20 protein-coding genes and 4 tRNA genes are annotated in these 21,637 nt (G+C 60.0%); 10 read left to right on the top strand and 14 right to left on the bottom strand.

Annotated features, from left to right (window positions below; translation table 11 throughout):
* Positions 1-35 precede the first annotated feature (35 nt).
* On the top strand, positions 36-1,910 hold the full coding sequence (locus NDJ82_RS26530; protein ID WP_099582813.1) for an MFS transporter: 1,875 nt from the start codon (positions 36-38) through the stop codon (positions 1,908-1,910).
* Between the two features lie 117 nt (positions 1,911-2,027).
* On the opposite strand, the gene sugE is transcribed toward NDJ82_RS26530, so the two are convergent.
* The 3 genes from sugE to rdgC all read right to left on the bottom strand — a co-directional run bounded on the left by sugE (position 2,028) and on the right by rdgC (position 4,427).
* Entirely contained in the window at positions 2,028-2,342 is a 315-nt protein-coding gene (gene sugE / locus NDJ82_RS26525) for a quaternary ammonium compound efflux SMR transporter SugE (protein ID WP_017136389.1), read from the bottom strand.
* Between the two features lie 105 nt (positions 2,343-2,447).
* A complete protein-coding gene (locus NDJ82_RS26520) occupies positions 2,448-3,413 on the bottom strand; it encodes a bile acid:sodium symporter family protein (RefSeq protein WP_099582815.1) in 966 nt (321 codons plus the stop codon).
* A gap of 93 nt (positions 3,414-3,506) precedes the next feature.
* A complete protein-coding gene (rdgC, locus tag NDJ82_RS26515) occupies positions 3,507-4,427 on the bottom strand; it encodes a recombination-associated protein RdgC (protein WP_150675788.1) in 921 nt (306 codons plus the stop codon).
* Between the two features lie 159 nt (positions 4,428-4,586).
* Between rdgC and NDJ82_RS26510 the strand changes: the two genes are divergently transcribed.
* The 4 genes from NDJ82_RS26510 to NDJ82_RS26495 all read left to right on the top strand — a co-directional run bounded on the left by NDJ82_RS26510 (position 4,587) and on the right by NDJ82_RS26495 (position 5,106).
* A tRNA-Val gene (locus NDJ82_RS26510) sits at positions 4,587-4,662 on the top strand.
* 19 nt (positions 4,663-4,681) lie between these two features.
* Positions 4,682-4,758, top strand: a tRNA-Asp gene (locus NDJ82_RS26505).
* Positions 4,759-4,934: 176 nt separating this feature from the next.
* Positions 4,935-5,010, top strand: a tRNA-Val gene (locus NDJ82_RS26500).
* Positions 5,011-5,029: 19 nt separating this feature from the next.
* A tRNA-Asp gene (locus tag NDJ82_RS26495) sits at positions 5,030-5,106 on the top strand.
* Between the two features lie 78 nt (positions 5,107-5,184).
* On the opposite strand, the gene NDJ82_RS26490 is transcribed toward NDJ82_RS26495, so the two are convergent.
* From NDJ82_RS26490 to NDJ82_RS26480, 3 genes are read right to left on the bottom strand one after another with little or no spacing between them, the layout of a single operon-like run.
* Positions 5,185-5,358 carry a hypothetical protein gene (locus NDJ82_RS26490; protein WP_250926612.1) on the bottom strand — a complete coding sequence of 58 codons (174 nt, stop codon included), beginning with the start codon at positions 5,356-5,358 and terminating at the stop codon, positions 5,185-5,187.
* A 57-nt stretch (positions 5,359-5,415) separates the two neighbouring features.
* Positions 5,416-6,582 carry a catalase family protein gene (locus tag NDJ82_RS26485; RefSeq protein WP_250926611.1) on the bottom strand — a complete coding sequence of 389 codons (1,167 nt, stop codon included), beginning with the start codon at positions 6,580-6,582 and terminating at the stop codon, positions 5,416-5,418.
* Positions 6,579-8,387, bottom strand: a complete 1,809-nt coding sequence (locus NDJ82_RS26480; protein WP_250926610.1) for a di-heme-cytochrome C peroxidase — start codon at positions 8,385-8,387, stop codon at positions 6,579-6,581. Before NDJ82_RS26480 ends, NDJ82_RS26485 begins: the two co-directional genes overlap by 4 nt.
* Before the next feature lie 247 nt (positions 8,388-8,634).
* Here NDJ82_RS26480 and bamJ point away from each other — a divergent pair, with 247 nt between their 5' ends.
* The 4 genes from bamJ to NDJ82_RS26460 all read left to right on the top strand — a co-directional run bounded on the left by bamJ (position 8,635) and on the right by NDJ82_RS26460 (position 10,935).
* Positions 8,635-9,366 carry a BamJ family beta-barrel-assembly machinery protein gene (bamJ, locus tag NDJ82_RS26475; RefSeq protein WP_099584450.1) on the top strand — a complete coding sequence of 244 codons (732 nt, stop codon included), beginning with the start codon at positions 8,635-8,637 and terminating at the stop codon, positions 9,364-9,366.
* Between the two features lie 311 nt (positions 9,367-9,677).
* Positions 9,678-10,136 (top strand): YkvA family protein, encoded by a 459-nt coding sequence (locus NDJ82_RS26470; RefSeq protein ID WP_099584451.1) that lies wholly within the window; start codon positions 9,678-9,680, stop codon positions 10,134-10,136.
* A 92-nt stretch (positions 10,137-10,228) separates the two neighbouring features.
* On the top strand, positions 10,229-10,567 hold the full coding sequence (locus NDJ82_RS26465; protein ID WP_250926609.1) for a helix-turn-helix domain-containing protein: 339 nt from the start codon (positions 10,229-10,231) through the stop codon (positions 10,565-10,567).
* The gene (locus NDJ82_RS26460; protein ID WP_005786715.1) at positions 10,564-10,935 is read left to right on the top strand and encodes a hypothetical protein; all 372 of its coding nucleotides are present in this window, start codon (positions 10,564-10,566) and stop codon (positions 10,933-10,935) included. The genes NDJ82_RS26465 and NDJ82_RS26460 overlap by 4 nt, the downstream gene beginning before the upstream one ends.
* Here NDJ82_RS26460 and NDJ82_RS26455 read toward each other — a convergent pair.
* Both NDJ82_RS26455 and NDJ82_RS26450 read right to left on the bottom strand, forming a co-directional pair.
* On the bottom strand, positions 10,932-12,701 hold the full coding sequence (locus NDJ82_RS26455; RefSeq protein WP_099584480.1) for a bifunctional diguanylate cyclase/phosphodiesterase: 1,770 nt from the start codon (positions 12,699-12,701) through the stop codon (positions 10,932-10,934). The genes NDJ82_RS26460 and NDJ82_RS26455 overlap by 4 nt on opposite strands.
* A gap of 118 nt (positions 12,702-12,819) precedes the next feature.
* The gene (locus tag NDJ82_RS26450; protein ID WP_177411518.1) at positions 12,820-14,901 is read right to left on the bottom strand and encodes a carboxy terminal-processing peptidase; all 2,082 of its coding nucleotides are present in this window, start codon (positions 14,899-14,901) and stop codon (positions 12,820-12,822) included.
* Between the two features lie 138 nt (positions 14,902-15,039).
* Here NDJ82_RS26450 and NDJ82_RS26445 point away from each other — a divergent pair, with 138 nt between their 5' ends.
* On the top strand, positions 15,040-16,002 hold the full coding sequence (locus NDJ82_RS26445; RefSeq protein ID WP_250926608.1) for a zinc-binding dehydrogenase: 963 nt from the start codon (positions 15,040-15,042) through the stop codon (positions 16,000-16,002).
* Positions 16,003-16,130: 128 nt separating this feature from the next.
* Here NDJ82_RS26445 and NDJ82_RS26440 read toward each other — a convergent pair whose 3' ends face one another.
* The 6 genes from NDJ82_RS26440 to NDJ82_RS26415 form a co-directional block, all read right to left on the bottom strand.
* Positions 16,131-16,784: an HAD family hydrolase gene (locus tag NDJ82_RS26440; RefSeq protein WP_250926607.1), complete on the bottom strand. Its 654-nt coding sequence runs from the start codon at positions 16,782-16,784 to the stop codon at positions 16,131-16,133.
* Between the two features lie 29 nt (positions 16,785-16,813).
* Complete coding sequence (locus NDJ82_RS26435) at positions 16,814-17,803, bottom strand: ABC transporter ATP-binding protein (protein ID WP_099584456.1); 990 nt, start codon at positions 17,801-17,803, stop codon at positions 16,814-16,816.
* Positions 17,800-18,600, bottom strand: a complete 801-nt coding sequence (locus tag NDJ82_RS26430) for an ABC transporter permease (protein WP_099584457.1) — start codon at positions 18,598-18,600, stop codon at positions 17,800-17,802. Before NDJ82_RS26430 ends, NDJ82_RS26435 begins: the two co-directional genes overlap by 4 nt.
* Positions 18,587-19,423 (bottom strand): ABC transporter permease, encoded by an 837-nt coding sequence (locus NDJ82_RS26425; protein ID WP_099584458.1) that lies wholly within the window; start codon positions 19,421-19,423, stop codon positions 18,587-18,589. Before NDJ82_RS26425 ends, NDJ82_RS26430 begins: the two co-directional genes overlap by 14 nt.
* A complete protein-coding gene (locus NDJ82_RS26420; protein ID WP_250926606.1) occupies positions 19,420-20,226 on the bottom strand; it encodes an alkaline phosphatase family protein in 807 nt (268 codons plus the stop codon). The genes NDJ82_RS26425 and NDJ82_RS26420 overlap by 4 nt, the downstream gene beginning before the upstream one ends.
* Before the next feature lie 125 nt (positions 20,227-20,351).
* The gene (locus NDJ82_RS26415) at positions 20,352-21,428 is read right to left on the bottom strand and encodes an ABC transporter substrate-binding protein (protein WP_032886007.1); all 1,077 of its coding nucleotides are present in this window, start codon (positions 21,426-21,428) and stop codon (positions 20,352-20,354) included.
* Positions 21,429-21,637 lie beyond the last annotated feature (209 nt).

Below are 21,637 nucleotides of genomic sequence, written 5' to 3'. Positions count from 1 at the left end.
GCCTGATAAATAAAGGCCACGCAGGAACACGGACGATGAGCCACCCCTCGCAATTCACCTTGCTGCGCACGCGGCGCTTTCTGCCGTTTTTCATCACCCAGTTGCTGGGCGCCTTCAACGACAACATTTTCAAGCAATCGCTGATCCTGGCGATCCTCTACAAGCTCACCATCGACGGCGATCGCTCGATCTGGGTCAACCTGTGCGCCTTGTTGTTTATCCTGCCGTTCTTCCTGTTCTCGGCGCTGGCCGGGCAGTTTGGCGAGAAATTCAACAAGGATGCATTGATCCGCGCGATCAAGATCGGCGAGATCGTGATCATGGCCGTTGGCGCCACGGGCTTCCTGACTAACCACCTCGAATTGATGTTACTGGCGCTGTTTGCCATGGGCACCCACTCGGCACTGTTTGGCCCGGTGAAGTACTCGATCATGCCCCAGGCCCTGCGCGACGATGAGTTGGTCGGCGGCAATGGCCTTGTGGAGATGGGCACGTTCCTGGCGATCCTGGCCGGCACCATTGGCGCCGGGATCATGATGTCGTCTACCCATTACGCGCCGATTGTGGCGGTGGCGATTGTCGGCGTGGCGGTGCTGGGTTACCTGGCCAGCCGCAGCATTCCACGGGCGGCGGCGTCTACCCCGCAACTGCGGCTGGACTGGAATATCTTCACCCAGTCCTGGGCCACGCTGCGCATGGGCCTGGGGCAGACGCCGGCGGTGTCGCGCTCCATTGTCGGCAACTCGTGGTTCTGGTTTGTCGGCGCGATCTACCTGACCCAGATCCCGGCCTACGCCAAGGAATGGTTGTACGGCGATGAAACCGTGGTGACCCTGATCCTCACGGTGTTCTCGGTGGGCATCGCCCTCGGTTCGATGCTTTGCGAAAAGCTCTCCGGGCGCAAGGTGGAAATCGGCCTGGTGCCGTTCGGTTCATTCGGCTTGACGGTGTTCGGCCTGCTGCTGTGGTGGCACTCTGGCGGCTTCCCGCAGAACGTGCAGGCCAATGACTGGCTGGCGGTGCTCGGTTACGGCCAAGCCTGGTGGGTGTTGATCGATATCCTCGGCCTCGGTGTATTCGGCGGCTTTTATATCGTGCCGCTGTACGCGCTGATCCAGTCGCGCACCGCCGAGAACGAGCGTGCGCGGGTGATCGCCGCCAACAATATCCTCAACGCGTTGTTCATGGTGGTGTCGGCCATTGTGTCGATCCTGCTGCTGAGCGTGGCCAAGCTGTCGATCCCCGAGTTGTTCCTGGTGGTGTCGCTGCTCAACATCGCGGTCAACACTTACATCTTCAAGATCGTCCCCGAGTTCACCATGCGTTTCATGATCTGGCTGCTCAGCCATTCCATGTACCGCGTGGAGCATAAAAGACTCGACCTGATCCCGGACGAAGGCGCGGCCTTGCTGGTGTGCAACCACGTGTCGTTTGTCGATGCGCTATTGATTGCAGGGTCCGTGCGTCGTCCGATTCGCTTTGTCATGTACTACAAGATCTACCGCCTGCCGGTGCTCAACTTCATCTTCCGCACCGCCGGGGCGATTCCGATTGCCGGGCGTCATGAAGATATCCAGATTTACGAAAAGGCCTTCACACGAATTGCGCAGTATCTGAAGGAAGGTGAGTTGGTATGCATCTTCCCCGAAGGCAAGTTGACCGCTGATGGCGAGATGAACGAATTCCGTGGCGGGGTGACGCGGATTCTGGAGGAGACGCCAGTGCCGGTGATTCCGATGGCGTTGCAGGGGTTGTGGGGGAGTTTCTTCAGTCGTGATCCGAACAAGGGGATTTTCCACCGCATCTGGTCGCGGGTGGTGTTGGTGGCCGGTGAGCCTGTTCGGGTAGAGGAGGCGACACCTGCGCAATTACAGGCTGTGGTTGGTGTTCTGCGTGGGAGTGCAAGGTAGTTCTGCGCTGGATGTCCGGGCCTCATCGGGGGCACGCCCCCTCCCACATTTGACCGAGTTGTTCTGACAAGCGCGGTCCAGTGTGGGAGGGGGCTTGCCCCCGATGGCGGTAGCGGCCTAAGCGCTGATCTTAAGCCCAACAAGCCCGCAGATAATCAACGCCACACTTGCCAACCTAAACAACGCCATGGATTCCCCAAACAGGATAATCCCGGCAATAACGGTGCCCACGGCACCGACACCGGTCCAGATGGCATAGGCGGTGCCCAGTGGCAGCTCCTTCATGGCCAGCCCCAGCAGGCCAAGGCTGATGGCCATCGCCGCAATGGTCAGGGCGGTGGGCAGTGGCTTGCTGAACCCGTCGGTGTACTTCAGGCCCACGGCCCAGCCGACTTCAAACAACCCGGCAAAAAACAGAATGATCCAGGACATGATGACCTCGCTTATTCAGGCGGGGTCGTCCCCGGATTCAACGCTCGTTGGCGTCGCGAGGTCGTCCCCGCGAAGCCCGTAGAGTGCCGAAAACGGATCAGGCGATCAAGTTTGTGGGGTGTTCTCCAGGATACGACGGTCTTCCTTCTCGCTCATGCGACGGAAGTACGTCGACAGCAACGCCCCGGAAATATTGTGCCAGACACTGAACAGCGCACTCGGCACGGCAGCCAGCGGCGAGAAGTGCGCACTGGCCAGCGCGGCGCCCAGCCCGGAGTTCTGCATGCCCACTTCCAGCGCCAGCGACTTGCGTTGCGCCAAAGGCAACTTGAACAGGCGCCCGGTGAAGTAGCCCAGCAGGTAGCCGAAGCTGTTGTGCAGCATCACCACGGCCATGATCAACAGGCCCGATTCGGCGATCTTCGCCTGGCTGGCCGCAACCACCGCCGCGACGATGATCACGATGCTGACCACCGACACCAAGGGCAATACGTCCACCGCATGGCGAACCCGTTCGCCGAGTACGCGCTGGGCGACCACACCAAGCACGATCGGCAGCAGCACCACTTGCAGGATCGACCAGAACAACTCCATGAACGATACGGGCAGCCAGGCCGAGGCCAGCAGCCAGATCAGCGCTGGCGTGAGCAGCGGGGCGAGGAGGGTGGTGACGGCGGCGATGGCCACCGACAACGCCAGGTCGCCACGGGCCAGCCAGGTCATCACGTTGGACGAGGTGCCGCTTGGGCAGCAACCGACGAGGATCACGCCGACGGCAATTTCCGGTGGCAGGTGAAACACCTGGCACAGCAGCCAGGCCACGCCGGGCATGATCACAAAGTGCGCAACCACGCCGAGGGCCACACGCCAGGGGTGGCGAGCGACTTCGGCGAAGTCATCGAGTTTGAGGGTCAGCCCCATGCCGAACATCACCAGCCCCAGCAGCGGGACGATGGCGCTTTTCAGGCCGATGAACCAGCTCGGTTCGAGGAAGGCCAGCACGGCAAAAATCAACACCCAATAGGCGAAGGTATTGCCGACGAAGCGGCTCAAGGCGGCGAGTGCGCGCATGGCAGTGTCCTTGTTGTTAGATTCTTGAAGTACACATGCGATCAAATGTGGGAGGGGGGAAGGCCCCCGCCCACATTTTGATCTTCACATGGCTTAAATGCCCTGTGGAGTTTCTTCACCGCCCAGTGCTTCAACCAACGCCGGCAGGAACTCGCCGAAGGTCAGCATCATCAACGTAAAGCTCGCATCCAGTTGGCCCAGGGCTTCGTCGCCGCCGTCCTGTTCCGCCTGGTCTTGCAGCAGGTCTTCGAACTTCAGGCGCTTGACGGTCATCTTGTCGTCGAGCATGAAGGACAGCTTGTCCTGCCAGGCCAGCGATAGTTGAGTCACGACTTTGCCGGTGGTCAGGTGCAGTTGGATTTCTTCGCCAGTCAGGTCCTGGCGCTTGCAACGCACGATGCCGCCGTCTTCGTGGGTGTCACGCAGTTCACATTCGTCGAGGACGAAAAAGTCATCGGCCGGTTTCTGGGTGGTGACCCAGTCGGTCATGATCGCGGTTGGTGCGGTTTTCACGGTGAGCGGACGTACTGGCAAGGTGCCGATCACTTCACGCAGGGTGGAGAGCAGGTCTTCGGCGCGTTTCGGGCTGGCCGAGTTGACCAGGATCAGGCCTTGTTTCGGCGCAATGGCGGCGAAGGTCGACGAGCGACGGATAAATGCGCGGGGCAGGAAGGCCTGGATGATTTCATCCTTGATCTGATCGCGTTCCTTCTTATAGACCTTGCGCATCTGCTCGGCCTCGATCTCTTCAACTTTCTCTTTAAGCGCGTCACGCACTACGCTGCCCGGCAGGATGCGTTCTTCCTTGCGCGCGGCAATCAGCAGGAAATCTCCGCTGACGTGAACCAGGGGAGCGTCTTCACCTTTACCAAAAGGCGCGACGAAACCGTAAGTGGTCAACTCCTGGCTTGCACAAGGGCGCGCCAGTTTGGTGGCCATTGCAGTTTCCAACGCCTCGGCATCAACAGGCAGATCTTGGGTCAGGCGATAGATAAGCAGGTTCTTGAACCACATGGGGTGAGTCTCTCCTTTATACAAAGGGGGGCATTATTCTCTTGATAGCGCCCCAGGCCAACCCTGCCTAAGCCATTGGAAGGCCTCAAAAAAAAGATTTAAGAAAGTGCTTGCCAGACCATAGGTCGCTCCGTAGAATGCGCGCCACACCGAGACGAAGGGTGATTAGCTCAGCTGGGAGAGCATCTGCCTTACAAGCAGAGGGTCGGCGGTTCGATCCCGTCATCACCCACCATTCGCTTCATGTGTTACGCGCAGCGGTAGTTCAGTCGGTTAGAATACCGGCCTGTCACGCCGGGGGTCGCGGGTTCGAGTCCCGTCCGCTGCGCCATATTCGGTAACCTGGAATGCTGAACGCCAGGTCACCACAGAAAGCCCGCTCATTGAGCGGGTTTTTTTTGCCCGAAATATGGCAAAAAATCGTGCGGTGAACTTTTTTTAAATAAATTGCATTTAAATCAAGACATTACGATTTTTTGGTGTATGATGCGCCCACACCGAAACGAAGGGTGATTAGCTCAGCTGGGAGAGCATCTGCCTTACAAGCAGAGGGTCGGCGGTTCGATCCCGTCATCACCCACCATTCGCTTCATGTGTTACGCGCAGCGGTAGTTCAGTCGGTTAGAATACCGGCCTGTCACGCCGGGGGTCGCGGGTTCGAGTCCCGTCCGCTGCGCCATATTCGGTAACCTGGAACACTGAACGCCAGGTCACCACAAGAAGCCCGCTCAATGAGCGGGTTTTTTTTGCCTGCGATTTATACCGTTGGTTTTTTCTTGCGTGGCTGGCGGCGCGTCGCCATGTGATCAAAGAAAAAAGAGGCGGTGCCGAACACGGCGATCAAGGTCAGTATGAGCATGCCAAGGGTCGAGCTTTCCACGGTTATTTCCGACGTGACGGGGTAAGCCTTCACCGTAGAGGTGGGACGCATACAGCTCAATAGACCCGACGCATTCTTTACGGCGTCGGGCCCATTGCTACGCACTTTTTACGGCGCGTTCCGGCTGTGACGATAGTCGCTGACCGCTTCATACACCGCCTTGCGCAAGCGGTTGATGCCGCCGATAGGGCGGTGCTCCGCCACGCCAAACCAGGGGTTGAATGATTGGTTGTCACAGGCCAGGTTCAGCTCAGGCGTATCGAAATCCTGGGCCGGGATCCGCACCTTGGCCACGCTTTCATACGGCGCGTCGCTTTCCTTCCATTCGATGCTGGTGTCTTCGATCGGCATGAATTTCTGCGGGTTCTGCCGCTGGATCTGCAACACGAAACAGACCGGCACGCGGTCGGTGGATAATTGCTGGCTCAGGGCGCTGCGCAGGAAGTTCGGCAGGTCCTGGTTCTGTTTGGGCAGCGCGTATTCCGGGCAGCTTTGCGGGTCGGGCGCGACGCGGAACTTGGCGTTGGCCGCGCCGAACTTGTAGGGCGATACGGAAAAGTACGTGGTCTGCGTCGGGCTGGCCGGTGCGGGCGCCAGGGTTGCCAGGGCGATAAACAGATGGCGCACTTGCCAACTGCGCGGGTCGGCCTTTGGGAAGAACGCCAGGACTTTCTTGCCATCGGCCTGGGCACCGATGTTCTGCGCGTATTCCGCCACATCGCTGACGAAGAAGTTCGGATGGCTGAACATCACGAAGTCCTGTTCGGCACGGGTTTGCTGGTCGGCGAGCAACTGTTTGCCCGGCACATCAAGCAGCTTGATCGCCATGCCACGGGCATCACGAATGCTGTCGAACTGCGGGTAGGCGTTGCCGTTGGACAGCCGTATCAGCGCCTTCCAGGTCTTGCCCGGTTCGGCGAACACCCCCTGGCGCAACGCCGGGTCGAGGTCGGCGAGCACGCTGACTTCGGCCTTCACGCAACCGTGGGCCTTGGCGTGGGCATCACGCAGGTAGCGCGTGCTTTCGCGGTGCTGGTCGACGATGCGCACGGCGGTCTGGATGATGCCCTGGGTCATTGCCGCTTCACCCGGCGGGATCTGCTCATTGGGCGACACCGGTCCGCTGTGCTGCCAGGCGTACCAGGCGGTAGCGGCCAGCCAGCCGAGCAAGCCCAGGCCCATCAGCCACAGCAAGCTCTTGCCGAGGAATCTACCCATGCGCAGCCACAGGCGTGCGAGCAGGGACGGTTGGTCGTATCGAGATCGGATCATCATGGCAGTTGTTGCTCCAGCGGGCCGCCCAGCACTTTGAGGTATTCCAGCAGCGCCCAGCGTTCCTGCGGCAGCAGGCCGCGGCCGATGACGCCGTTGCCACGAGCGCCGGCCCGGAGTTCGTGGCCGCTGTTGTGGTTGCCGGTGATTTTGGTATCGAAGACAAAGGCATTCTTGAACGCCGTGGTCTCAAAGCCGAGATGGCGCGGGTCGTAATTGAAGGTGCCTTTATAGAAGGTGGTGCTGCGCTCGTCCTGGGGCGAGAGCAATTGGTAGATTGTCGGCACCGAACCGTTATGCAAAAACGGCGGCGTGGCCCACACGCCGGCCAGTGGGCGTGCCTTGTAGGCGCGCAGCTCGCGCACGCCAATCGGCAGGCCGTAGCCATCCATGCGCGGGCGCTCGGCCGTGGTGACACCGGCGGCGCGGTAGGCGTGGTCTTCGACAAAGGCAGTGACATAGGCCAGGCCCTTGGCCACAGACATACTTTTCGGGTCCAGGGGCTCGGTCGGTGTCGGGTGCAATTGGACATTCAGCTTGGCCAACTCCGCCGGGTCCCATTGCAGGGCGCTGAGGTCGTAGCGCTGGTCGGCGATATTGCTGGCAGTGCCGGGGTCGGTGCCGATGTAGTCCACCGGCAGCATTTTCAGGGTTTGCACCGGGCGACCACCTTCCTGGCTGACAGTGGGCACGTGGCAGCCGGCGCAGTTCTCGGCGAACAGCGCTCGGCCTTGGGCGGCGAGCGGCTTGTCGACGGCGCCGAACAACTCCTCGGGCCAGGTAGGCGGTTTGAGGCGTTGCAGGGTTTCTTCGATCAGGTTGAGGTCGCGCACGCGTACGCTGGACGGATAACGTGCATCGCCTTGAAGGGGCTGGCCCGCGCCATCGAAAAACGTCAGGGTCGCCCCCACGCCGAGGGCTTCGCCGATATTGCGTGCCATAGGCTGCTGGGCCGAGCCGTTCCATTGCACCCAGTCGAAGGTCCAGATGTCCCACAGTTGCGGGTAGTCCACCGGTGCGTTGGCGACGCGATAATTGTCCGGGGAAATGGCATCGCCAAAGCTGGCGTTGGCGATGCGGCCAAACGCATCGGTACGCCCTGGGCCTTCTTCGGTGGGGTAAAGGCCACGGTGGGTGTCGTTCCAGGCGACCTTGAGGAATTGGTTCAGCGACTGCTTGAAGTCCTGGCGCAGCTGGCTGTGCTCGGCCTCGTAGCGATCGCCCAGCACTTGGCGGGCGAAGCGCTCAAATTTCCATGGGTTGTAATAGGTCGCGGCCAGGCTGGCGACCAGGGCCTGGCCGAAGCTGCCGCCGCGCAAGGTGGGCACGCTGGATGGCAGCACATGTTGCGCCGAGCCGCCGTCGATCCGCAGAGCCTGGCCCTTGAAGTGCAATTCGCCGGTGTGGCAGGCGGCGCAGGTGATATCCAGGTACTCAACGTTGCTGCCAGCGTTTTTATGGCGGGCAAACCCTACGGGCAGGTTGCCGGGGTTTTGTGTGGTGGGCACTTGCTTGGGATCCACCAGGAAGCCGAAGCGCGCCAGGTATTGCGGCGTGGCAAAGCGTCCCTCGGCGAACGGTAGCTCCAGGGCGGTGAACCAGTCGTAATGCAGGCCTTTTACCTGGGTGCCCTGGGGCGTGAAGTAATAGGTCTGGCGGTCGGCGGCACTCCATTGGTCCTGGTAGTGCACCTGCTCCACAGGCACGTAGTCCGGTAGCTTGGGGTTGACGGTGTAATAGATCACCACGGCCAGCAACAGGACCAGAAGGGTGAATATCAGGAGTAAAACACGGGAAAAAATGCGCAAGATAACTATCCTTGTCGAGTTGTCGCGTTGTTATGCCACTACGGCACAAGTGCGGCAAGTGGCCATGAGCCAGTTGGCAGGCGGTCCCGCGATCCTTCGCGGGTGCTCATCATGAATGAAAATGCTTTTAAACACGTGAACTTATCGGAAGTTTCCTGCTCACATGCCGGTAGCCATTGGTCGTGGCCGCCTGATAAGCTCGCGACTTTATTCGAATGCCCTATTGGCGCATGAACAAGGAAATAGCATGAAACAGCATCGGTTGGCGGCGGCGGTGGCCCTGGTTAGCCTGGTACTTGCGGGTTGTGATTCGCAGACCAGCGTAGAGCTGAAAACCCCGGCGCAGAAAGCTTCCTACGGCATCGGCCTGAACATGGGCAAAAGCCTTGCTCAAGAAGGCATGGATGACCTGGATTCCAAAGCAGTAGCCCAGGGCATCGAAGATGCCGTCGGCAAGAAAGAGCAGAAGCTCAAAGACGACGAACTGGTAGAAGCGTTCGCCGCACTGCAAAAGCGTGCTGAAGAACGCATGACCAAAATGAGCGAAGAGTCGGCTACCGCCGGCAAGAAATTCCTCGAAGACAACGCCAAGAAAGACGGCGTCGTTACCACCGCTTCCGGTCTGCAGTACAAGATCACCAAGAAAGCCGATGGCGCCCAGCCTAAGCCGACTGACGTGGTGACTGTTCACTACACCGGTAAACTCACCAACGGCACCACTTTTGACAGCTCCGTGGATCGCGGTAGCCCGATTGACCTGCCGGTCAGCGGTGTGATCCCGGGTTGGGTCGAAGGCCTGCAACTGATGCACGTCGGCGAGAAGGTCGAGTTGTACATCCCATCCGACCTGGCCTACGGCGCCCAGAGCCCGAGCCCGGCGATTCCAGCCAACTCCGTGCTGGTTTTCGACCTGGAACTGCTGGCCATCAAGGACCCAGCCAAGGCTGAAGCCCCTGACGCACCAGCCGCCAAGAAGTAACAGGCGCCTGAACACACAACGCCCCGTCTCGACGGGGCGTTGTTGTATCTGAAGCTTGCACATTGCGGTTCGGGCAAATCCAAACGAACGTCCCTGGGCGGTAACAGTCTGATATAAGACTTAAGCAGGACTAGCCGCACGCAATCGCCAAGTCAATGAAATCTTGGGTTTTTTTGATGTGCGCAAAAAACGCCCGATCTGACTGCAGGCCTTGTAAACCGTGGCTTTCAGCCAGTAAAACAGGCTCTGTTCACAAGGTTATCCACAATTTGTGTGGATAACCTTTCTGTTTGATGGAACTGGAGTGACAGATGAAACCACCCTTCAATTTCACCCGCTTCCTGCCCATGGCTGCACGCTTGCTGGGCCGTGGGCGTCTGCCGACCCTGCTGTTCGCTGTCGCCGCCAAGGGGTCGAGCCAAGGCAATCGCCTGGGCAAGCTCAAGGACGATTTCAAGTTGCTCCAATCTCTGTGTCTGGCCTACTGGCGGGGCGAGTATCGAGCCATCAGCCCCAAAGCGCTGATCTCGGTGGTGGCGGGGCTGATGTATTTTCTGAGCCCGATTGACGCGATCCCGGACTTTATCCCGATGTTCGGCATGCTCGATGACATCGCCGTACTTGCGTGGGTCATGAAGGCCCTGGAGGGCGAACTGAGCGCTTTTCGCGCCTGGCGTGACGCGCAGCGCCCGGAAAAACTTGCGGTGGTTGAGCGCCTGCCTGCGACGCCCGCGTTGCTGGCCAGGGAAAACCCGCAAAAAAACGGATGAGGTGGCTATCCCCTGCGACCTTTGTGGCTGTTAGGATTACACTCCTAAGGAAAGAACTTACTCAGTAAGTGTAGTTATCCTACGGGGCAGTCATGGATATTCAGATAATTTCACGCGATGGCGAACCGGAATACGCGGTGTTGCCATGGGATCAGTACCAGGCGCTGCTAAAGGCTGCCGGTCAGCAACAACCTTCACCGACTCCTCCTCCTACTGTCCAAGCCGCACCTGACCAGGACTTGCGTGCGCTCGCAGACCTGCGCGGCTTGCGTGAAGCCAAGGGGCTGGCCATTGAAATCCTGGCCCGCACCGTGGGCATCAGCCCGTCGTATCTCGGATTGATCGAAAGTGGTGAACGCCAGCCGGATGCCGCGATCCGCCGCAGCCTGGCTTGGGAATTGGGCGTTGCAGGTTGGAGGGATGAATCTTGAGCCTACGTATCAGTCGTCAACACTGGGATGGGTTGCTTAACGAACTGGACCAGGCGCGCCGCCAGCGCCATCTGTTGACCTACCGCGCGCTGCTGGAGCGCCTGCAATTTCCGACGCCGGCGATGCAAACCCTGGCCGCGGCCCTGGAGCATCTGGCCGCGTTGGACGCCAAGGCCGAGCAACCGCTGCGCAGCTCCCTGGTGATCAGCCAGGGCGCCAGCCGCCTGCCGCGTACCGGTTTCTTTGAGTGCGTGGAGCGCCTTGGGCGCTTCAGCGGACCCTCCGATGGCGTGGCCGCTGCGTCCTGGCACGCCTCTGAAGTGGTGCGGGTGTTTGAATACGAGTACCCGGAGTCTGCCGAGGCTTAGAGCGCCTGGGGCAGCACGTCCATGCTGTCGATCACATGGATGCTGTAACCGGCCACATCCTTGGCATGGTGCTTGGCCTGCGACGCCAATTCCGCCAACTGGCTGGCATCGAGTTGTCCACAGGCCTGTGGATACAAATGCACCACCCCAATCGACAACGACAGCAGCGCAAACTCCTGGCGCACGCCCTGACGGTTCAGTGCCACGAAACAACCGGCGTCCAGATGCTCCGCGCGGTAGAAACGCCGGCATTGGGTATGGAAGTCATCCAGCAACTGGTTGAGCCGCTTGCGCCAGTCCTGTGGCCCGAGCACCAGCAAAAAGTCATCGCCGCCGATATGCCCGACAAAGTCGCGGCTCGGGTCGACCCGGTCGTTCAGGCACTGCGCCAGGCACAGCAACACCTCGTCCCCACGGCCATAGCCGTAGATGTCATTGAACGGTTTGAAGCTGTCGATATCCACGTAGCAGATCACTGATTCACGCTGTTGCTGCAACAGCCGCGTGAGGCACTGCTGGATCGGTACATTGCCGGGCAGCAGGGTCAGCGGGTTGGCGTAGCGGGCCTGCTGGATCTTCAGTTCGGTGATCAACTTGAGCACATCGATCACCCGACCCAGGCCCAGGTAATCGCCATTGAGCGTGATGATGAAGTCTTCTTCGATGCGTTGCCGTGCGCGGCTGGTCAGCAAACGGCTGACCTGCTGCAGTGACTGGCTCAGCTCAACCGCCAGAAAATCGGTGCTCATCAAGCGGCTGATGGGTTTGCGGGCGAAGAGATCGGTGGCAAACGGCTTGAGCAGCGCGTCGGACAGCGAATGCCGGTGGACGATACCCACGGGGTGTCCGCGCTCATCCAGCACCGCCAGGGAATTAAGGTTGGCCTGGCGGCGGAATGCCTCCAGCACCTTGGCCGTGGCGGTGTCCTGGTCCACCGCTGGTTGCTCGTTGAGCAGGGCACTGAGGTCGCTGCCTTCATCGTTGAGCACCACCGTGGATTGGTCCGGTTTGGGCAGCATCAGCCGTGCTTCCTGCGGCGGTTGTTCTTGTGGGCGGCAGAGCAGGTAACCCTGGACCAGATCGACACCCATCTCCGTTAACACCGCCAGTTCTTCCGGCAGTTCGATACCTTCGGCGATGACTTGGGCACGGGACGCCCTGGCGATTTGCAGGATCGAGCCGACAAACTCGCGCTTGAGCGCATCCTGGTGGATGCCGTCGATAAAGTGCCGGTCGATCTTCACGTAGTCCGGGCGCAGCTCCGACCACAAGCGCAGGCTGGAATAGCCGGCACCCAGATCATCCAGAGCGATTGAAAAGCCCATGTTGCGGTAATGGTGCAGGGCGGTTTGCAGCAGGTCGAAATCGTCGGTGGGGGTTTGCTCGGTGAGTTCGATCACCACTTGGCTCGGCGCAATACCGAAGTCGCGCAGCAGTTGCAGGGTGCGTCCCGGTTGGTGCGCCGTTTCCATCAAGGATTCTGGCGAGATATTCAGGAACAGCTTGCCCGGCAGCTTTTGATCACTGAAGCGGCGGCATGCGCTTTCGCGGCAGGCCATTTCCAATTCGCTGAGGCGCCCGGCCTGGCCGGCCACCGAGAACAGGGCGACGGGGGAGTGCAGCGGGCTGTTGGACGGCCCGCGGCTAAGGGCTTCGTAGCCTAGGATGCGCCGTTCAGACAGGCAGATGATCGGTTGGAACAGGCTGTGCAAACTGCGTTGAGCCAGGATAGAGCCCAATGCATTCAGCTGTTCGGTCATGGTCATGGCGATCTCGATCGAAAAAAAAGGACCGCAGGCGATGAGCCTGCGGTCCTTCATTTCACGACAGAATGATGTCTATATGATGACACTCCGGAGAGCGATCACATTAAATCGCCATCATTTACTGCTTGGCCACCTGTTTGGTGATTTTCAGGTAGTCCAGCAGGATCCGGCCTGTCTCGGCCAGGTAAGCGTCGTCTTCCGGTTTGGTTTTATCCGCTTCGGTCGGCAGCGCGTCTTCGTCTTCTTTCTTCAGCTCCTTGAGTGGTTCTTCGCCCTTGGCCTTGCGGCGGACGTTTTCCAGCACAAGTTGCTTGTTTTCGATGTCGCTGTGCTGCGCGCGACGGTCCACTTCGTTGAGGCTGACGGTTTTTTCTTCCATCAACTTCTTGGCCAGGGCCAGCTTGTCGCGGATAAACACGAACTCGGCATCCTTGGCGGAGCGGGTGTCGTGGTCAGCCTTCAACTGCGTCAGGAACGGCTTGAATGGATCCGAAGCAGGCTTGATCGCAGGACGGATGGTGTCCCACGGCATGGCTTCCGGCAGGGCGCTTTCGCCGATTTCCTTGGTGTCGATGATCGACGGGAAATCGATGTCCGGCAGTACGCCCTGGTGCTGGGTGCTCTGCCCGGAAACCCGGTAGAACTTGGCCAGCGTCAGCTTGAGTTCGCCATGGTTCAGCGGCTGGATCGTCTGCACGGTGCCTTTGCCGAAGGTCTGGCCGCCGATGATCAGCGCACGGTGATAGTCCTGCATGGCGCCGGCGAAAATCTCCGAAGCCGAGGCCGAGAGGCGGTTGACCAGCAACGCCATCGGACCTTTGTAGAAGGCGCCCGGGTTCTCGTCTTCGAGCACGTCGACACGGCCGTCAGCATTGCGCACCAACACGGTCGGACCTTTGTCGATGAACAGACTGGTCAGCTCGGTGGCTTCCTGCAGGGAACCGCCGCCGTTGTTGCGCAGGTCGATGACCACGCCGTCGACTTTTTCTTTCTGCAGTTCCGTGAGGATTTTCTTCACGTCGCGGGTGGTGGACTTGTAGTCCGGATCGCCAGCTCGGAAGGCTTTGAAGTCGAGGTAGAAGGCCGGGATTTCGATGACGCCCAGTTTGTAGTCCTTGCCATCCTGCTTGAGGTTGAGGACTTTCTTCTGCACGGCCTGGTCTTCGAGCTTCACCGCTTCACGGGTGATGGACACGATCTTGCTGGTCTGGTCGTTTGGCGCATTGGTGTGCGGAATCACTTCCAGGCGCACCACGCTGCCTTTCGGCCCGCGGATCAGCTTGACCACTTCGTCCAGGCGCCAGCCGACCACATCGACCATCTCTTTGTCGGCCTGGGCCACACCGATGATCTTGTCCGCCGGAGCGACCTGCTTGGTCTTGTCTGCCGGACCGGCCGGCACCAGACGCACGATCTTCACTTGGTCATTGTCGCTTTGCAGGACGGCGCCGATGCCTTCCAACGACAGACTCATATTGATATCGAAATTTTCCGCGTTATCTGGCGACAGATAATTGGTGTGCGGGTCGTAGGACATTGCGAAGGTGTTGATGTAGGCCTGGAAGATATCTTCGGCACGGGTCTGGTCCAGACGCGCCAGTTGATTCTTGTAGCGCTTGGTCAACAGCTCCTGAATGGCCTTGGGGTCTTTGCCGGCGATCTTCAGGCGCAGCACTTCGTCCTTGACGCGTTTGCGCCACAGGTCGTCGAGGGCGGCGGTGCTGGTCAGCCAAGGCGCGTCCTTACGGTCCACCAGAAGGGTTTCCTTCTGGGTGAAGTCGAGTTTGTCGGTACCTTTGTTCAGCTCAGCCAAGGCGAAGTCCAGACGCGCTTTGACGCGGTCCAGGTAACGCTTGTAGATGGTGAAGCCGGGCTGCAGGTCGCCGCTCTTGAGGAAGTCGTCGAACTGCATCTTCCACTTGTCGAACTCAGCGATATCGCTGGCCAGGAAGTAGCTGCGCGACGGATCCAGCAGCTTGAGGTAGCTGTCATAGATGATCACCGAGCGAGCGTCGTCCAGCGGCGGCTTGCTGTAGTGATGGCGCTTGAGCAACTCGACCACGTTAAGGCTGGCAATCACCTCGTCGCGATCCGGTTGAAGGTTGTCCCAGCTGTTGGCTGCGAACGTATTGGTCGACATCGACGTGAAGCCGAGACCAATGAAAAGAGCGAGGGCGGTGCTGGGGAACAGATGCTTCATGCTGATTCGACGCGGGGGCAATTGATAACGCATATTAGGCCGTCTTTGAAGTTGCCGGTTCCATAGGGGCCGGTCGCATAATGCAAAAAGCCCGGCGCTACTGCTACGGGCTCAGTCCAGACTCACTATGGAGGCACTGTGAAAGCATTGCAAGGCGTTGAAGGTCATGTGGAGTGGTTGGACGAACCAAGTCCTACATGTGACGTAGGCCAAGTTCGCATTCGCGTGGCGGCTGCGGGTCTTAATCGCGCCGATTTATTACAGCGTGCCGGACTCTATCCGCCGCCGCCTGGCGCCAGCGCTGTGCTGGGCCTGGAATGTTCCGGCGTGATCAGCGAAGTGGGGCCAGGTTCTTCGTGGCAAGTGGGTGATCGCGTCTGTGCCCTGCTCGCCGGGGGTGGCATGGCCGAAGAAGTGGTGGTGGATGCGCGCCACGTGCTACCGGTGCCGGAAGGTTTGTCGTTGATTGAAGCGGCGGCCTTGCCCGAGGTGTACAGCACCGCCTGGCTCAATCTGTTCCAGCTGGCAGGCCTCAAGCCCGGCGAGAAAGTGCTGCTGCATGCCGGTGCCAGTGGCGTGGGCTCAGCGGCCATCCAGCTGTGCAAGGCGTTTGGCAGCCCGTGCTGGGCCAGCGTTGGCTCGGCGGAGCGCCTGGCTTATTGCGAGGAACTGGGCGCCCAGGGCGGCGTGGTCCGTACCGACGGGATCGAAGGGCTGCGCGACTTCGGGCCGTTTGATGTGATCCTCGACCCGGTGGGTGGCAACTATGCGGCGCTGGACCTCAAGCTGCTGGCGCTGGATGGACGCTGGGTGTTGATCGGTTTGATGGGCGGCCGCGAGGCGCAGATTGATTTGGCGCAGGTGCTGGGCAAGCGGGTGCAACTGCTCGGATCGACCTTGCGCAGCCGCAGTGATCAGTTCAAGGCTGACCTGTTCAGTGATCTGAGCCAGCATGTGTGGCCACTGTTTGGTGACGGGCGACTGAGCCCGCAATTGGCCAAGACGTACCCGATCAAGGATGCCGAGGCCGCGTTTGCCGAGTTGGCGACTAACCAGATCGCCGGGAAACTGGTGCTGGTAATTGACGAAAGCCTGGCCTGATCCCGGATTGGAATAGGATCAATGTAGGAGGGGGCTTGCCCCCGATGACGGTGTTTCAGTGAAGAATGTTTCATCTGACGTACCGCGATCGGGGGCAAGCCCCCTCCCACATTTGGATCTCGGTTGAGTCAGACCCAATGGTGGATCGGCCAACCTGCCTTTTCAGCATGCTCGCGCAACACCGGGTCCGGATTCACCACCTGCGGGTGGTCCACCTTGAGCAGCAACGGTAGATCATTGCGCGAATCCGAATAAAAATAGGCCCCCTCCAGCGTTTCACCTTCCTGCTCCAACCACTCCAGCAACCGCGTGATCTTGCCTTCGCGATAGGTCAGTACACCGACGGTACGGCCGCTGTACACGCCATGGCTGACGTCCAGCTCAATGCCCAGTACCTCATCGATACCGATGCGCGCGGCAATCGGTTTCACCAGATGGGTGCCCGATGCCGAGATCACCAGAATCCGGTCGCCGTTGGCTCGGTGCCTGGCGATGGTCTTGGTGGCGTCGCTGTAGATCAACGGTTCAATCACGTCCTCCACCCACGGCTCGACCAGGTGATCAATCTCTTCCGGGCTACGGCCGATCATCGGCTCCAGGCTGAAGTCCATGAAGTCCTCCATGCGCAGCTTGCCCTGGCTGTAGGCCTCCATCAGTTCATTGTTCTTGCGCATGAACGACTCCGGGTCGACCCAGCCCAGGCGGCCCATCTGCTGGCTCCACAAGGTGGCGCAGTCGCCGTGGATCAAGGTCTCGTCCAGATCAAAAATTACCAATGCCATCCGTCACGCTCTCTTTGTAAATCGTTGCATCAGGCTACTTCACACAGCGCACTGGGGTCGATGGAAAGTGCCAGGCGCTGGCCGTCCGGGTGCAAATCGTCGGCCGAGCGGTTGAGCACGTCCACCACCAATTCCACGCCACGGGCTTCGATGCGGTAGCGGATGACGTTGCCCAGCAGGCTGTGGCTGCGCACCAGTGCATCCAGCTCGCCGCTGCGGCTGAGCTCGATGGCCTCGGGGCGAATTGCGATGCGCCCGCTGATCGGGCGTTGCAGCAACTGACTGGCCTTATCGGCGTCCAGCAGGTTGTAGTTGCCGATAAAACCGGCGGCGAACACGTCGATCGGCGCCGTATAGAGGGTCTCGGCATCGCCGCTCTGCACGATCTTGCCCTGGTTCATCAGGAAGATGCGGTCGGACATGGTCAGGGCTTCTTCCTGGTCATGGGTCACGAAAATCGTGGTCAGCCCCAGCTCGCGCTGGATCTGACGGATCTGCTCACGCAGGTGCTTGCGAATCCGTGCGTCCAGCGCCGACAGCGGTTCGTCCAGCAGCAACAGGCGCGGGCGCGTGACCAGCGAACGGGCAAGGGCCACGCGCTGGCACTGGCCGCCCGACATCTGGTGCGGGTAACGCCCGGCCAGGTCCTTGAGCTCCACCAGTTGCAGGACTTCCTGCACGCGCTTGTGGCTGTCGTCGGCGTTGACCTTTTGCATGCGCAAGCCGAAGGCGACGTTCTGCTCCACGGTCATGTTGGGGAACAGCGCATAGCTCTGGAACACCATGCCGATGTTTCTTTTCTGCGGGCTCAGCGGGACGATGTCCTGGCCATCGAGCAGAATTTTCCCACTGTCCACCGAGGTCAGGCCGGCGATGCAGCGCAACAGGGTCGACTTGCCGCACCCGGACGGGCCGAGCAGGGTGACGAACTCGCCCTTGGCAATTTCGCAGTTGATATCACTGAACACCGGGGTGCCGGCGTAGCCCTTTTGCAAATGTTGGACGCTGACGAAGCTCATTGGCTTTTGTCCTTGTTCAAGGTATTGGCGGCCCAGGTCAGCACCAGCACAAAGAAGAAATAGGAAATCACGACGGCACTGGTGAAGTGGCCGCTGCTGTTGCGCATGTTGTTGAGGTAGACCTGCAGGGTTTCGTAGCGGGTGCCCACCAGGATGTTGGCGAACACGAACTCACCGAACAGGAACGAGAACGACAGCAACAGCGCCACCATCAGACCTTTACGCAAGTTGGGCAGGACCACGAAGATTGCCGCCTGCCAAGTGCTGGCACCCAGCAGTTGCGAGGCGTCCATCAGGTCGCGCAGGTTGATGGCTTGCAGGTTGTTGGTGATTGCCCGGTACATGAACGGCAGCGCCACGGTGAAGTAGCAGCCGATCAGAATCCACGGCGTGCCGACCATCGCCAACGGCCCGGAACCGTAGAGCTGCAGCAGGCCCACCGATGACACCACCGGCGGCACCGCGAAGGGCAGCAGGATCAGGATGTTCATCAACGCGTCGAGCTTGGGAAAGTGGTAATGCACCACGAACAGCAACGGCAGGATCAGCACCACCGACAGGATCAACGCGCCGACGCACACCAGCAACGATTGACCGAAGGCCATCAGAAAGCGCGGGTCGCTCCACAACTGCACGTACCACTTCACAGTGAAGCCAGCCGGCAGGATGGTCGCCGACCAGCTGCTGGCGATGGAGTAGACAAAGGTGCCTACCAGCGGCAACACCAGGATCGCAAACAGCAGGTACACCACTACACGGTGGTAGAGGGAGGCCGGGCCGGCTTCAGCGCGAGACATGGTAGCTCCTCTTGAGCAGCAGTTGATGGACCACCGTGACCAGGGTCATCAGCGCCACCAGCACCACGGCCAGGGCGCTGGCCATGTTCGGATCCAGGGACACATCGCCGGAAACCAGCCCTGCGATACGGATCGGCAGCACGTTGAAATTGCCGGTAGTCAAGGCGTAGACCGTGGCGTAGGCGCCCAGGGCATTGGCCAGCAGGATCACGAAGGTGCCCAGCAGCGCAGGCGTCAGCACCGGCAACCCGATATGCCGCCAGAACTGCCAGCCATTCGCACCGAGCAAGGCCGCCGACTCGCGCCAGTCTTCACGCAGCGCATCAAAGGCCGGGTACAGCAAAAGCACGCCGAGGGGGATCTGGAAGTAGGTGTAGAGGATGATCAGCCCGGTCTTGGAATACAGGTTGAAGTCCTGAATGATCCCGGCCTGCTTGAGCATGAGCGTGATGCTGCCGTTGAACCCGAGCAAAATGATGAACGCGAACGCCAGGGGCACGCCGGCAAAGTTGCTGGTCATGTTGGCAAAGGCGGTGACGAAATTGCGCAGTGGCCCGTCGACGCGGCGTAGCGAATAACTGCCGAGGGTGGCGATCACGATGCCGAAAATGCTGGAGTAGAAACTGATTTCCAGGCTGAACTGGATCGCTTGCCGGTAGAACTTCGAGCTGAAGATGCGGGTGAAGTTTTCCAGGCCCCAGCCGGCTTCTTCGGTCTGCAGGCTGTTGATCAGTACCCACACCAGCGGGGCGATCTCGAACACGATAAAGAACAGTGCGAAGGGCACCAGGCATAGCAGGGCCAGCCATTTGCCTCGGGTCATTTCAACAGCTCCCGGCATACAGGTTTGTCGTGGGGCACGCCCAGCAGTTCGCAGACGGTGCCGCACAGGTCGGTCTGTTTCGGCGTAGCGTTGGCGTCCAGGCTGAAGGCGTCGCCAAGGACGAACAGCGGCACTTGCCGTTCTTCCGGCAGCAGGCCGTTGTGGGAGCGGTCGTTGTTCATGCCGTGGTCGGCGGTTACCAGTACCTGGTAGCCGGCGTCGATCCAGCCTTGCAGGTAATCAGCCAGGATGATGTCGGCCGAGCGCGCACTGTTGCGGTATTGCGCGCTGTCGAGGCCGTGCTTGTGCCCGGCGTCGTCGATGTTCATCGGGTGCACCAGCAGGAAGTCCGGCGAATGCTTGAGTCGCAGGCTTTCGGCGTCGGCGAACAGGTGGGAATCGGGGTAATGGTCATTCCAGTAGAAATGTCCGTGCTGGATCGCCAGCGCCTTGTCGTCGGTGTGACGATCGCGGGCCGCGAGAAAGGGCGTGCGGTTATACAACTCGCTGACCCAATGGTAAGCCGCCGCCGCGGTGGTCAGGCCGGCGTCGGTGGCGTAATGGAAAATGCTGCGCTGGTTCGACAGGCGCGCGACCTGGTTGTGCACGATGCCGCTCTGGATCGGTGGCACGCCGGTGAGGATGCATTCATACAGTGGGCGGGACAGCGAGGGCAGTTCACATTCCAGCGCGTAGAGGGCTGCGCGTCCTGCGCCGACATAGGCCTGCAAGTGCCCCATGGCGTGCCTCGCGACCTCGAAGTTGAGGCCATCGAGCACGACAAGGATGACTTTGTGCTTCATGGGGGGAGACGCTCCGCAACAATAGACTTGACTCCATTTCCTGGAGGAACGAGGTCAAAACTGTGGGAGGGGGCAAGCCCCTCCCACATTGGATCTCCACAGTGTCTCTAATGTGGGTGATCGGCTTACTTCATCTCTACGATGACCTGCTCGTTCCACAGTTGCGGCAGCTTCTTGGAAGTTGCTTCCCAGGCATCGGCATCCTTGATCGGTTGCGGGTTGGCCTTGGTGTACTGTTCGCCCGGGATCAGGTTCTTGGCGATCTCGGCCGGCAGTTTCAGGTCGGTTTCCGCACGGATCGGCCGCGCATTGCCCTTGGCCAGGTTGAGTTGGCCGGCGTCGCTGAAAATGTACTCGCGGGTCAGCTTGGCGGCGTTCGGGTGCTTGGCGTATTTGTTGATGATGGTGGTGTAGCCGGATTTCACCGAGCCGTCCGAGGGGATCAGCACCACGTAATCATCCGGGTTGGCCATCTTGGCTTTGTAGCTCAGGCCGTTGAAGTCCCAGACGATGCCCACTTCGACTTCGCCTTTTTCCATGGTGGCGATGGTCGGGTTGGACAGGCCGAGTCGGCCTTGCTGGGCGATCTTGGTGAAGAACTGCAGGCCTGGCGCGATGTTCTTTTCATCGCCTTTGTTGGCAATGGCGGCAGCCAGCACGGCGTTGGACGCCTGCGCCGCGGTGCTGACGTCACCCACAGAGACTTTGTATTTGCCGGTTTGCAGGTCGGCCCAACTGGTGGGGACTTCGGAACCGTGCAGCAGCTTCTTGTTGACGATAAACGCGATGGTGCCGGTGTAGGCCAGGGCCCAGTGACCGTCCTTGTCTTTTGCCCAATCCGGCACCGAGGCCCAGGTGGACGGTTTGTACGGCTGGGTCACTTCCTGCTTCACCGCAATCGGGCCGAACGCGGCGCCGACGTCGCCGATATCGGCGCTGGCATTGTCTTTTTCGGCCTTGAACTTGGCGATTTCCTGCGCCGAGCTCATATCGGTGTCGATGTGCTTGAGGCCGTAGGTCTTGGCCAGGTCTTCCCAAGTGCCTTTCCAGTTGGCCCAGTCATCGGGCATGCCGACGCTGTTGACGGCGCCTTCCGCTTTCGCGGCGGCTTCGAGAGTTTTTAGATCGGTATCAGCGGCCATGGCGGCGGTGCACATGGCAATGGTCGAGCCTAACAGTGATGCCAGGAAAAGCTGTTTCATCCGAAGCTCCTTTGGGCGTTTTCAACGCTGCGTTTTTATGAACGTTTGCGGTGGTGTTGGTCTAGGTCAGAGCAATACCTGAGCCAATCTAGGCTCGATGGATGACAGTTTCATGTCGATGTCGTTTTTAACCTGTCGATGTCGCTCAGCACAGACTGAGCGTAGACCATGCCCAAGTGCCCGCAGGCTCGGGACTTGGCCGATGTATT

The organism is Pseudomonas sp. SR18 (assembly GCF_023701505.1).
Classification (GTDB): domain Bacteria; phylum Pseudomonadota; class Gammaproteobacteria; order Pseudomonadales; family Pseudomonadaceae; genus Aquipseudomonas; species Aquipseudomonas cyclaminis.
This window is presented reverse-complemented; position numbering and strand designations above follow the sequence as displayed.